This is a genomic window from Cupriavidus sp. 96C5-1 (genome assembly GCF_057798855.1).
Genome location: NZ_JBYOJU010000091.1, coordinates 1 through 12079, shown reverse-complemented (window position 1 = coordinate 12079; position 12079 = coordinate 1). Strand labels below are relative to the sequence as shown.

Annotated in this window: 8 protein-coding genes; 2 read left to right on the top strand and 6 right to left on the bottom strand. The window is 67.8% G+C overall.

Going from position 1 to position 12079, the window contains the following annotated elements:
- Nucleotides 1-100: 100 nt before the first annotated feature.
- Nucleotides 101-304 carry a hypothetical protein gene (locus AC3FOF_RS43990; protein ID WP_488730247.1) on the top strand — a complete coding sequence of 68 codons (204 nt, stop codon included), beginning with the start codon at nucleotides 101-103 and terminating at the stop codon, nucleotides 302-304.
- A gap of 125 nt (nucleotides 305-429) precedes the next feature.
- Here AC3FOF_RS43990 and AC3FOF_RS43985 read toward each other — a convergent pair whose 3' ends face one another.
- The 6 genes from AC3FOF_RS43985 to AC3FOF_RS43960 all read right to left on the bottom strand — a co-directional run bounded on the left by AC3FOF_RS43985 (nucleotide 430) and on the right by AC3FOF_RS43960 (nucleotide 10232).
- Complete coding sequence (locus AC3FOF_RS43985) at nucleotides 430-1359, bottom strand: alpha-E domain-containing protein (RefSeq protein ID WP_017225802.1); 930 nt, start codon at nucleotides 1357-1359, stop codon at nucleotides 430-432.
- 100 nt (nucleotides 1360-1459) lie between these two features.
- Nucleotides 1460-2452, bottom strand: a complete 993-nt coding sequence (locus AC3FOF_RS43980; protein WP_488730246.1) for a transglutaminase family protein — start codon at nucleotides 2450-2452, stop codon at nucleotides 1460-1462.
- The gene (locus AC3FOF_RS43975; protein ID WP_430869531.1) at nucleotides 2449-5079 is read right to left on the bottom strand and encodes a circularly permuted type 2 ATP-grasp protein; all 2631 of its coding nucleotides are present in this window, start codon (nucleotides 5077-5079) and stop codon (nucleotides 2449-2451) included. The genes AC3FOF_RS43980 and AC3FOF_RS43975 overlap by 4 nt, the downstream gene beginning before the upstream one ends.
- Nucleotides 5080-5106: 27 nt before the next feature.
- Nucleotides 5107-8613 (bottom strand): transglutaminase family protein, encoded by a 3507-nt coding sequence (locus tag AC3FOF_RS43970; RefSeq protein WP_488730245.1) that lies wholly within the window; start codon nucleotides 8611-8613, stop codon nucleotides 5107-5109.
- Nucleotides 8614-8781: 168 nt separating this feature from the next.
- On the bottom strand, nucleotides 8782-9537 hold the full coding sequence (locus tag AC3FOF_RS43965) for a tetratricopeptide repeat protein (protein WP_276264850.1): 756 nt from the start codon (nucleotides 9535-9537) through the stop codon (nucleotides 8782-8784).
- A gap of 92 nt (nucleotides 9538-9629) precedes the next feature.
- Complete coding sequence (locus tag AC3FOF_RS43960; protein WP_488730244.1) at nucleotides 9630-10232, bottom strand: MarR family winged helix-turn-helix transcriptional regulator; 603 nt, start codon at nucleotides 10230-10232, stop codon at nucleotides 9630-9632.
- 266 nt (nucleotides 10233-10498) lie between these two features.
- Between AC3FOF_RS43960 and AC3FOF_RS43955 the strand changes: the two genes are divergently transcribed.
- Nucleotides 10499-11494: a Bug family tripartite tricarboxylate transporter substrate binding protein gene (locus AC3FOF_RS43955; RefSeq protein ID WP_276268537.1), complete on the top strand. Its 996-nt coding sequence runs from the start codon at nucleotides 10499-10501 to the stop codon at nucleotides 11492-11494.
- Nucleotides 11495-12079: the final 585 nt, after the last annotated feature.

Genomic DNA, 12079 nt, shown 5'->3' with positions numbered 1-12079 from the left:
GCTCCAGCTTGAGACGAGCATCCCAAATCCGGGGCCACCGCGCCCACGACGAAACCCGTGCCGTTCATGATCGCGTGGCCATATAAACCGGTAACGGCAGATGCATGAAAGGGCAAGCGAGTTCGTCATTCAGGGGTCATACAATGAAACCACCGTCATTCGCAGCGGCAATGCCGTTCGTGCCGGTAGCGCCAGCAGTTTATTAGAACCGCCGCGCCCACCACGAATCCGCAATGCAACCAAGCCCGACACGCCAGCCTCCTGCAAGGATCGCTTTCTTTTGGTTACTTTTCTTTACGAGTAAAGAAAAGTGACACCTCCATGTGCCCATGAGCCCGACGCCACTCCGCCTTTAGGCCCTGCAAACCCAAATCAGGTCCCTAAAAACGCAAAACAAAAACCAATAAACCCACGCCTACCCCCTACCCCCTACCCCCTCATCAAAAAATTCTGACTAACCCCACTCCCCACCTCATGAATCCTCCGCAAAAAATCGCCGAGCCATCCATGAATCCCCACGGAAATAATATCCTCGATGCGGGCAAACCTGAGTTCCGAATGCAGTTTCCCGGCACGCCGCTCCGTCTCCGCTGACTGCCCGTTGCGCACCTGCGCCAGCAGCGAGACCACTTCCCGCAGGCTGGCCGCGAGCGAGCGCGGCATGTCCGGATGCACGATCAGCAATTCCGCCACGCGCTCTGGCGTGACCACCGAGCGATAGACCTTGCGGTACATCTCCAGCCCGGACACCGAGCGCAACACGGCGGCCCACTGGTAGAAATCGTCCTGCTGCCGGCCGAGGTCGGTCGCCTGGAACTTGACGTCGAGGATGCGGGCGGTGTTGTCGGCGCGCTCCAGGAACGTGCCCAGCCGCATGAAGCAATACGCTTCGTCCTTGAGCATGGTGCCGGCTTCCACGCCGCGCGTGAGGTGGGAGCGGAACTTGACCCATTCGAAGAACTGCGCCGGATCGTGCCGCAGGATGCCGTCGGCGACCATTTGCCGGACGTCGAGCCAGGTGGTGTTGATGGTTTCCCACAGCGGCGTGGTGAGCGCGCCGCGCACGGCGCGGGCGTTCTCGCGGGCGGCGCGCAGGCAGGACATGATCGAGGCCGGATGGCTCAGGTCGCTGACCATGAAGTCGATCACTTCTTCGTTGGCCACCGAGCCGTGATGCTCGGCGAATACCGGCGTGAGTTCGGTCACGTCGAGCATCGCCAGCCAGCCCTGCCGGGCGACGTCGGGCGACTGCGGCAGCAGCGAGGCCTGGTAATTGACGTCCAGCATGCGGGCGGTGTTCTCGGCACGCTCGGTGTAGCGGGCCATCCAGAACAAGTGGTCGGCGGTGCGGCTTAGCATGGTGATTCCCCCCTCTTTCTGCAAACCCGGGCTATGGACAAGCAATAGGCTTGCCAGCCACGCTCCCGCCGCCGGTGCCGCCGCTCGCGGCCTTGCGGCGCTACCCGGCCGGCAGCACGCTGACTTCCACGTCGACGCCATGCGCGCCGCCGCCCACTATCACGCCGCGCAGCAGCGATACGTCGCTGTAGTCGCGCCCGAACGCCAGCGTGACATGGCCGGTATCGGCCAGCACATCGTTGGTGGGATCGAGATCGACCCAGCCGGCCAGCGGGCAGTACACCGACAGCCACGCGTGCGACGCGTCGGCGCCGATCAGCCTGGGCTGCCCCGGAGGCGGATCGGTGCGCAGGTAGCCGCTGACATAGCGCGCGGCGAGGCCGAGCGAGCGCAGGCAGCCGATCATGACCTGGGCGAAATCCTGGCACACGCCGCTGCGCAGGCCGAAAGCCTGCAGCGCCGGGGTGTCGACCTCGGTGGCTTCGGGCTCGTATTCGAACTCTGCGTGGACCCGGCGCATCAGGTCGATGGCGCCCGCCACCACCGGCACGCCGGGCCCGAAGCTGGCCAGCGCGTAGGCCTTGAGGTCGGGATGCAGTGCCACGTTGGGCGAGGCGAAGCAGAACTCGCTTTCCGGCCGGAAAGGCTGGCCGGCGCGAAAGCGCAGCGCCTCGACGGCGGCCTCCCACGGCATGCTGGCGGCCGGATCGAGCGTCTCCCAGCGCGGCGTCAGGCTGACCGTGCTCTCGCAGTAGAGCTGCATGAAGTCGTGCGGCACGTCGATGGTGAAGTACAGCACGTTGTTGCCGAACGTGTCGGTGCCGGCATGCTGGTGCGACGGCGCCGGCTCGATCAGCGTGCGGTGCGACAGTACCGCCTGCCACGGGCAGGTCACCGGGAACACCACGGCCCGCTGCTGGGCGTTTTCCACCGGCGCGGAATAATCGTAGGTGGTCTTGTGGTGGATCGTCAGCACCGGCGGGGCGGATGCTGCCGGCACCGCCGCCACCGCCTGCGTCCCGGCGGGGCTGGCAGGCGTGCTGCCGGCAGCGCCGGCCGCCTCGTTCATCATCTTGTTCATCGCCGCGCTCATGGCCGCATGCCGGACCTGGCCATGCCGGCGTGGCTGAAGTATCGCGCGCTGACCTCATCGGATAGTTGCACCATCATGCCCGTCAGTTGTTCGCACAATTGCACCAGATTGGCGTATTGGCCGCCGGCGCCGCGCTGGCATAGTGCCTCCCAGCCCGGCAGGCTCTCGACGGCCGGCAGCAACTGCGGCAGCGGCACGCGTCCGGTGCCGGCCGGGCTGGCCGGCGGCGAGATCTGGCCGAGCTTGACGCGCAGCCGCGCCAGCAAGCCGTAGAGCCCGCGCGGGTTGGTGGGCTCGATCACCAGCTGGTCGACCAGCGCGGGGACGTCGGTGCGGCCGGGATAGAGGGCGCGGTAGGTAAGCGTGCTGTCGAACAGGTGCAGCAGCAGGTCGAAGCAGCTGCGGTGCAGCAGCGCGCCGTTGCGGGCAAACACCAGCAGGAAGGTCGACAGCGTGCCCAGGCGTTCGATATGGCGGCCGATGAACAGCAGGCGCCAGGCTTCGTCACGGGTCATGCGGTCGCCCTGGGCACCGCTGATGGCCGCGAGCTGCATGCCCAGATGATCCAGCGCGGCCAGCACGCTTGGCCGGTCGTAGTGGGCGGCGTCGCCCGGTCCCCCCGCGCTGACGGCGGCCATGGCGTCGTCGAAATCGTTGCGCGCAGCCAGGATGGTGCGCCAGTGGTCGTTGGACAGCCGGTTGCGGATCTCGGTGGCGGCGTGCACGTGGCTGGCCAGGTTCTGGCCCACGCTGGTCCAGCCGGCGCCCTCGGCCAGCGCGGACACCAGGCTGCGCTCGAACACGCGCAGCGATGCCCGCGGCTCGGGCGCGCCGGTCGGCAGCAGCCCGCAGGCGCGCACCAGTTCGCCGATGACGTCGAGGGCGCTGTCGTCGCGGTCGTCGCTGCTTTCGATCGAGCCCAGCACCAGCCGGCACAGGCGCACATTGTTCTCCGCGCGCTCGGCATAGCGGCCGGCCCAGAACAGGTTCTCGGCGGCACGGCTCGACACCGCCAGCGGCTTGGCCGCCGGGCCGGGGCCCGCGCCGGCCATCGGGAAGGGCTGCGCCATCGGCGCGGCCTGCGGCGGCTGGCTCGACAACACCCAGGTATCAACGCTGGAACCGCCCAGCTGCATCGATACCGCCGGCTGCCCTTCGCCGGCCAGCCGGGTAAAGCCGCCCGGCATCACCTGCCAGCCGCCGCGGCCGTCGGCAATGGCGTAGACCCGCAGCATGGCCATGCGCGAGCCGATGTGCGGGCCTTCCCAGCGCGGTGCGTGCGACAGCGGCAGGTCGGCCTGGATGGTGAAGAGATCGGGCACCTGTTCGATCCGCTCGCGCCATTCGTCCAGGCGCTGCAGGCCTTGCTCCATGCCCAGCCGCGGCCCTTCCCAAGGCTGCGCCATGCCGCGCGGATAGGTCGGCATCAGGAAGGCCTCGGTGAACTGCCCGAGCGCTTCCTCGCGCGCCGTGGCCTCGCCGCACCACCAGCTCGGCACGCCGGGCAGCAGCAGGTCCTCGCCCAGCAGTTCGCGGGCGATGGCCGGCAGGAAGCCGTGGATGGCCGGGGTCTCCAGGAAACCCGAGCCGGGCGCGTTGGAGACCAGCACATTGCCCGCGCGCATGGCCTGCAGCAGGCCCGGCACGCCGAGCGTGGAATCCTGGCGCAGCTCGACCGGATCGCAGTAGGCATCGTCCAGGCGGCGCAGCACCACGTCGACGCGCTCCAGCCCGGCCAGCGTCTTCAGGTACACCACGTCGTTGCGTACCGTCAGGTCCTTGCCCTCCACCAGCGTGACGCCGAGGTAGCGGGCCAGGAAGGTGTGCTCGAAATAGGTTTCGTTATAGGGTCCGGGCGTCAGCAGCACGATGTGCTTGCTGACCGCGGCCGCCGCGCCGGCCGCGCTGTCCGGCGCGGGCGGCTGCGCCGCCGGCTGCTGGGCCAGCGTCGCCACCAGTTGCATGAAGGTGGCGGGCAGGCGCCGCACGCGCAACTCGCGGAAGGCGTCGGCGAACAGGCTGGAAATGATCAGCCGGTTCTCCAGCGCATAGCCCATGCCAGACGGGGTCTCCGTGCGGTGGGCCATGACCGTCCAGCCGCCCGCCACGGTATGCGCAAGGTCCACGGCGACGATATGCAGGAAATTGCCGCCCGGCGGCTGGTAGCCCTTGAGCGGCCGCAGGTAGCCGGGATGGCCGAAGACCAGCCCCGCGGGCAGCAGCCCCTTGGACAGCAGGGTCTGCGGCCCGTAGATGTCGGCCGCCATGGCGTTGGCCAGGCTGGCCCGCTGGATCACACCGCGCTCGATCCGCTGCCAGTCCTGCTCGTCGATCAGGAAGGGCAGCAGGTCCAGCGCCCAGGCGCGCGCGCCGGCGTTGTCGGCATACACGTTGTAGGTGACGCCGTTGTCGCGGATCTGGCGCGCCATGGCGGCGGCCTGCTGGTCGAGCGCATCGATGCCCTCCTCGCCCAGCAACTGGAAGAAGTCCGCCCACGGCTGCCTCAGCCCGCCGCCGCCCGCGCCGAGTTCGTCCAGGTGCCCCGGCGGCACCGGCCGCGCGCGGTGCATGACCGCGTCGGCGGCGGAGACGGATTCTTCGAAGGGCAGTGACGGCTGAAGGGGCACGGCGGCAAGGCTTGCGGGCGAGCCGGATCAGCGTTGCCGCAAATCCAGCGTGAACGGAAACTCGAGGCTGCGCCGGGGCGTCTCCACGCGCATCACGCCCGGTGTGTGGCCGAGTGTGAAGAAACGTGTCAGGCGCCGGCTTTCGGCCTCGTAGGCATTGACCGGGAAGGTCTCGTAACTACGCCCGCCCGGATGAGAAACATGATACTGGCATCCGCCGATGCTGCGCTCCATCCAGGTGTCCACAACGTCGAAAGTGAGCGGCACATGGGTGCCGATGGTGGGATGGAGCGCGGACGGCGGCGCCCAGGCGCGGTAGCGCACGCCCGCCACATATTCGCCGGCGCACCCGGTGGGCTGCAGCGGCACCGCGCGTCCGTTGACCGTCACCACGTGGCGGCTGTCGTTCAGTCCCAGCACGCGCACCTCGATGCGCTCCAGCGAGGAATCCACATAGCGCACCGTGCCGCCCGCGCTGCCCTCCTCGCCCATCACGTGCCAGGGCTCGAGCGCCGCGCGCAGCGTCAGCGCCAGGCCGCCCGCGGCAAGCTCGCCCACGCGCGGGAAGCGGAACTCGAAATGCGGGGCGAACCAGGCGTTGTCGAAGGCGAAGCCCGCCTCGCGCATCTCGGCGAGCACGTCGTCGAAATCCATCTGCACGAAGGTGCCCAGCAGGAAGCGGTCGTGCAGCTCCGTGCCCCAGCGGGTCAGCCGGGCGCGGTAAGGCTGGCGCCAGAAACGCGCCAGCAGCGCGCGCAGCAGCAGCTGCTGCACCAGGCTCATGCGGGCATGCGGCGGCATCTCGAAAGCGCGCAGCTCCAGCAGGCCGAGGCGGCCGGTGGGGCCGTCCGGCGAGTAGAGCTTGTCGATGCAGAACTCGCTGCGGTGGGTGTTGCCGGTGACGTCGATCAGGATATTGCGCAGCGTGCGGTCAACCATCCACGGCGGCATGCTGGCGCCGATGCCGCCTTCCGCGCCGGCCAGCCGGTCGAGCTGGTGCTGCAGCTCGGAGAAGGCGATCTCCAGTTCGTAGAGCTGGTCGTTGCGCGCCTCGTCCACGCGTGGGGCCTGGCTGGTCGGGCCGATGAACATGCCCGAGAACAGGTAGGACAGCGAGGGATGGTTGTGCCAGTACGCAATCAGGCTGGCCAGCACATCGGGCCGGCGCAGGAAAGGGCTGTCGGCCGGCGTAGCGCCGCCCAGCACGAAGTGGTTGCCGCCGCCGGTGCCCGTGTGGCGCCCGTCGAGCATGAACTTCTCGGTGCTGAGATAGGTTTCGTGGGCTGCCTGGTAAAGGTACTCGGTGTGGTCGACCAGCTCGTCCCAGTTGGCGGCGGGATGGATATTGACTTCGATCACGCCAGGGTCCGGCGTGACCTGCAGCAGCTTCAGACGCACATCGCGCGGCGGCGGATAGCCTTCCAGCATGATCTTCACGCCCAGCCCGGCGGCAGTGGCTTCCACCGCCGCCAGCAGTTCGAGATAATCCTCCAGCACGGTCAGCGGCGGCATGAAGACGTAGATGATGCCGCGCTTGTCGCCCGCCGCTGCCCGCTCCACCTTGGGGCCGGCCGCGCGGCTGGGGTGGCGCACTTCCACGCACAGCGCGGTGCGCGTGATCCAGCCCGCGGATTCGCCGCGCCCGGGCATGCGCGCCGGGTCAGAGGCAAGGGCGGCGGACGCCCCCGTGCCGCCGCTGGCCGTGGTTCCCGCGGCCGCGGCCTTCGCCGAGCCTGGCGCGGGGAAGGCCGCGGTGCTGGCGTGGAACGCCGCGCCCTGGCCGGCGCCGGCAAGGCCCGGCAATTGCGCGCGCACCTGCGCGGCGGTTGGCAGCGGCGTGCGCGGCGCGAACGGATCCTGGTCGAACTGCCACGGATAGTCGGCCTCGCTGACCCAGGGCAGTGCGTCCAGCGGCAGGCGATAGCCCATCGGCGAATCGCCGGGCAGCAGGTACATGCGGTCGTCGCGGAAGAACCACGGCCCGCTGATCCAGCGCTGGCCGGCCATGGCGGGACCGTCTTCTGCGCCGGCGCGGCGCAGCGGCAGCACGTAGCCGGTCGGCCGCGACAGGCCACCGTCGAACACCCGGCGCAAGCGCATGCGCTCCATCTCGTCGTCCAGCCGCGCTTCCAGCGGATCGACGTTGACCGGCAGGCGGCGCTCTCGCCACAGGTAATACCAGGTGTCTTCATAGCCGGGCTGCACAAAGCCCGGATCCAGCCCGAGCCGGGAGGCCAGGCTTTCCAGGAAGCGCTGCGAATCGGCATCGGTGTAGTGGCCCGGCTCGCTTTCGTCGGCGAACAGCGACGGATCCTGCCAGCAAGGGTGGCCGTCGGCGCGCCAGCAGATCGACAGGGCCCAGCGCGGCAACTGCTCGCCCGGATACCACTTGCCCTGCCCGAAGTGCAGGAACCCGCCCTCGCCATAGCGGGTACGCAGTTTATGCACCAATTCGGTGGCATAGCTGCGCTTGGTGGGGCCGAGCGCGTCGGTGTTCCACTCCGCGCCGTCGCGATCCTTGACCGCGACAAAGGTGGGCTCGCCGCCCATGGTCAGGCGCACGTCCTGCGCGTTGAGCTGGCGGTCGACCTCGGCGCCGGTGGCGGCCACGGCCTGCCACTGCGCCTCGGTATAGGGCTTGGTGACGCGCGGCGATTCGTAGATCCGCGTGATCGCCATCTCGTGGTGGAAGGTCACCTCGGACTCGTCCACCGCGCCGCTGACCGGCGCGGCGCTGCTGGGCTCGGGCGTGCACGCCACCGGGATATGGCCCTCGCCGGCCAGCAGGCCGGAGGTGGGATCCAGGCCGATCCAGCCCGCGCCTGGCAGGTAGACCTCGCACCAGGCGTGCAGGTCGGTGAAGTCCACCTCGGTGCCGCTGGGGCCGTCGATGGATTTCACGTCTGGCGCCAGCTGCAGCAGATAACCGGACACGAAGCGCGCCGCCAGGCCCAGGTGGCGCAGCGCCTGCACCAGCAGCCAGCCCGAGTCGCGGCAGGAGCCGGCACCGGATTCCAGCGTTTCCTCCGGCGTCTGCACGCCAGGCTCCATGCGGATCAGGTAGCGGATATCGTGCTGCAGGCGCTGGTTCAGGGCCACCAGGAAGTCGATGGTTACCTGCGGGGTGCGCGGGATGCTTTCCACGAAGGCGGCAAACAGCGGCGTCGGCTCGCCCTTGGCCATATAGGGCGCCAGCTCATGCGCCAGGCCGGCCTCGTAGGCAAAGGGGAAACGCTCGGCGTAGGGCTCCAGGAAGAAGTCGAACGGATTGTAGACGGCCATCTCGACCACCAGGTCCACGGTGATCTTGAACTCGGTCGTCGGCTCGGGAATCACCAGCCGGGCGAGATAGTTGGCAAACGGGTCCTGCTGCCAGTTGACGAAATGCTGCTCCGGCTCGATGCGCAGGGAATACGAAAGAACCGGGGTGCGGCAGTGCGGGGCAGGCCGCAGCCGTACCACCTGGGGCGATAGTTTCACCGGCCGGTCGTACCGGTAGTGGGTGACATGGTTCAGTGCGACGTGCGTTGCCACTAGGGCCTCCCATTGGCGCAGGTTTCGTGTTGTTGTCCCAAGCAAGAGTTGTACCGCCCTGGGCTCGACGCAGCGCGATATCCTCCCTGCCGGCGCTATCATCCGGCCCGCATCGGCGCGGCCGGGGCAAAGCTCTCGCTATGGCAGCATGCCAATGCGACCGCGTCATTACATCGGGCCATTGCCCTTGGCGCTGGGGTTGGCCTTGGCTTTCAGGTCCTCCTCCAGCAGCGAGCGCAGCTTGGCCAGCGCCCCGGGATCGCCGTGCGAGGCAGAGCGCGCGTACCAGATCTTGGCCTGTTCGATGTCTTTCTCGACCACGCCGGGCTCGCCGCGTTCGTAATAGCTGGCGACGATGTACTGCGCGCCGCCGTCGCCGGCGGTGGCAGCGCGGCTGTACCACTGGAAGGCCTTGCCGTAGTCCCGCGCTACGCCCCGCCCCGTGAAGTAGTTGGTCGCCAGTTCCACCTGGGCCTGCACATGGCCGCCTTCGGCCGCCCGGCGGTACCACTCGTTGGCGGATTCCAGCGAGCGCGGCACCAGGTCGCCGTGCTCATACAGCTCGCCAAAGGTGAACTGGGCATGGGTCATGTCGTTGTCGGCCGCGCGCCGCAGCCAGACCAGGGCTTCCTGGGGGCGTACCGGCGTGCCTTCGCCGCGCAGCAGCATCATGGCGTAGTCGAACTGCGCCAGCCGGTTGCCCTGCTGCGCCGCCTTGGCGAAATCCCGCAAGGCCACGTCGAACGATCCCGCATCGTAGGCGGCGACCGCCTGCCTCGTCAGCGCCTGCGCGGGCGCCGGTGGCTGGGGAGCCGCCTGGGCTGGCGGGACAGCGAGGAAGCACAAGGGAAGCAGCGCGGCCGCGGCGGCAGCGCGCAGCCGGAACGGAAACCGGGACAATGGCAAGAGACGGACAAGCGGCATGGCAGGCTCCTGGGAGGGCACGCGCTGACTCCAAGTGTACAAGTCCGGGAGTCCGGCGTCGCCTGCTGGAGTCGGAAACGGACCGGCAAACCTTACGGCCGGCGCCACCAGTCCTGCGGCGCCTGCGCAGGCGCGGGTACGGTGCTGGGCAGGGTTTCGGCCTGCGCCAGCAGGACTTCGGCCTCGGCATGCAGCCGCGACAGGCAGCGCGCCAGTATCCGCGCTTCCTCGGGGTCCAGGCACGATGCAAGCCGGGCGTTGAAGGCCTGCGCCTGGGCAAAGGCCAGTTGGTAGACCGCCTCGCCCTCCTCGCTCAGCGCGAATGCCGCCGCGCGCCGGTCCTGCTCGCGCGTGGCGCGCCGCACCAGGCCGCGCGCCATCAGCGCATGCACGGCCCGGCTGGCCAGCACCTTGTCCAGCCCGGCGCTCTGCGCCAGCTCCGTCAGGCGGGTACCCGGCTGCTCGCCCAGGAAGGACAGCATGCGCCACTCGCGCCGGCTCACGCCCGCCGCGACGCGCAGATGATGACCACTGGCGGCAAGCGCGACACGGGTCAGGTGGTACAGGCGGTAGTTGAGAAAGTCGGCCAGCCGGGCCGGATGCCGGAGCGTTTCGCCGGGATCCCGTTCCGGCCCATCCGCAAGCTGGCCACCGGCCTGCCCGCCGCCCCGCCCGTCCGCCCCGCTGCCGCCCATGCCGCCCATGCCGCACCCGCACATTTAGTTGATTTTGTTAATTATATGGGTGGGTGTTAGCGTCTGTGCCGCGGCAAGAGAACTGGCGCAGCGTGTGGCAGGGGCATCCGCCGGGGTGCGGTCCGGCATTCGGCAGCGACAGTCAAAACCCGCAGATCGATCCGCGCAATGCTTCTTTGGCGCCACCGGACCGTATCGATAAATTGGCCGGCTTCCCGCGGGACGATGCCCCGCCCGAGCCGATGCCGAACCAAACAGGAGAAACCTTGAAACCCGCCAAACTGCTGCGCGCGCTAGTCCCCACCTTCGCCACCGTGGCCGCCCTGGCCGCCACCGCCCTGGCCAGCGCGCCGGCGATCGCCCAGAACGACCGTCCGTTGCGCATCCTGGTGGGCTATCCCGCCGGCGGCACCGCCGACCTGGCCGCACGCCTGATCGGCGACAAGCTGCGCGAAGAACTCAAGCAGACGGTCGTGATCGAGAACAAGCCCGGCGCCGGCGGCCGGCTGGTGATGGACTACGCCCGTACCCTGCCCGCCGACGGCAATACGCTGGTGGTAGCCAACTCGGCCGTGATGACCATCGCCCCGCTGGTCTACCGCAAGCTGAACTACGACATCCAGCGCGACTTCACCCCGGTGGCGCAAACCGCCAACTTCCAGCTGGCCCTGGCGACAGGCCCCGGCACCCCGGCGAAAACGCTCAAGGAATACATCGACTGGCTCAAGACCAATCCCGCCCGCAACAACTCCTACGCATCGCCGGCGCTTGGCAGCATTCCGCACTTCTTTGGCCTGCTGTTCGGCAAGCAGGTCGGCGTGGAAATGCTGCATGTCCCGTTCAATGGCTCCGCGCCGCTGATGAATGCCCTGGTGGGCGGGCAGGTGCCGGCCTCGGTCGATACGCTGGCGGACCTTACCGAGATGCACCGTGCGGGAAAGATCCGCGTGCTGGCGAGTTCGGGGACGCACCGGTCGATGGCCCTGCCGGATGTGCCTACGTTCAGCGAGCTTGGCTATAAAGATATCGAAGGCCTCGGCCGGTATGGGTTCCTGGCGCCCGCCGGCGTGCCGAAGGCAACCATCGACAGGCTGAATGCAGCGATCGTGCATGCGGTGCAGTCGCAGGACTTGCGGGAGCGGTTCCTGAAGCTTGGGCTGGAGCCGCAGACCGGGAGCGCGGAGCAGTTTGGGAAGGTTTTGGCTGCGGATGCGGGGAGGTGGGGGCCGGTGGTTAAGGTGTCAGGTTATACGGGGGATTAGGAAAAAAGTTGGCTATTTTTTATCTTATTTTTTATCGACTTTCTACGTATATTTATAGAATATAGCGTAGTGTTTTCTTTCTTTATCTCTGGATTTTTTAGGGACCTGATTCAGGTCTGCAGGGCCTAAAGGCGGAGTGGTGTCAGGCTCTTTTGCACATGGAGGTGTCACTTTTATTTACTCTCGGCTCGTAAAGAAAAGTAACCAAAATAAAGCGATCCTTGCAGGAGGCTGGGGTGTCCGTTTTTAGGGACCTGATTTAGATTTGCAGGGCCTAAAGGCGGAGTGGTGTCAGGCCCTCTGGCACATGGAGGTGTCACTTTTCTTTACTCGTAAAGAAAAGTAACCAAAAGAAAGCGACCCCTTGCAGGGGGGCTGGCTTGTCGGGCTTGCCGGCTTTGCGGATTCGTGGTGGGCGCGTCAGTCCTGCCTGACTGCTGGCGCTACCGGCGCGAACGGCATTGCCAATGCGAATGGCGCTGGTTTCAGTATAGCGCCCCTGATGGCGATGGCCCGTGGTAGCTCACGCATCTGCCGTTACCGGCGCGAATGGCCACTGCCTCCCGATCCTTGCTGGTTTCGTCG

Coding starts and splice junctions, on each gene's coding strand:
- AC3FOF_RS43965 (WP_276264850.1), bottom strand. CDS start 9,537: ATGCCGCTTGTCCGTCTCTTGCCATTGTCCCGGTTTCCGTTCCGGCTG.
- AC3FOF_RS43985 (WP_017225802.1), bottom strand. CDS start 1,359: ATGCTAAGCCGCACCGCCGACCACTTGTTCTGGATGGCCCGCTACACC.
- AC3FOF_RS43960 (WP_488730244.1), bottom strand. CDS start 10,232: ATGGGCGGCAGCGGGGCGGACGGGCGGGGCGGCGGGCAGGCCGGTGGC.
- AC3FOF_RS43990 (WP_488730247.1), top strand. CDS start 101: ATGCATGAAAGGGCAAGCGAGTTCGTCATTCAGGGGTCATACAATGAA.
- AC3FOF_RS43980 (WP_488730246.1), bottom strand. CDS start 2,452: ATGAGCGCGGCGATGAACAAGATGATGAACGAGGCGGCCGGCGCTGCC.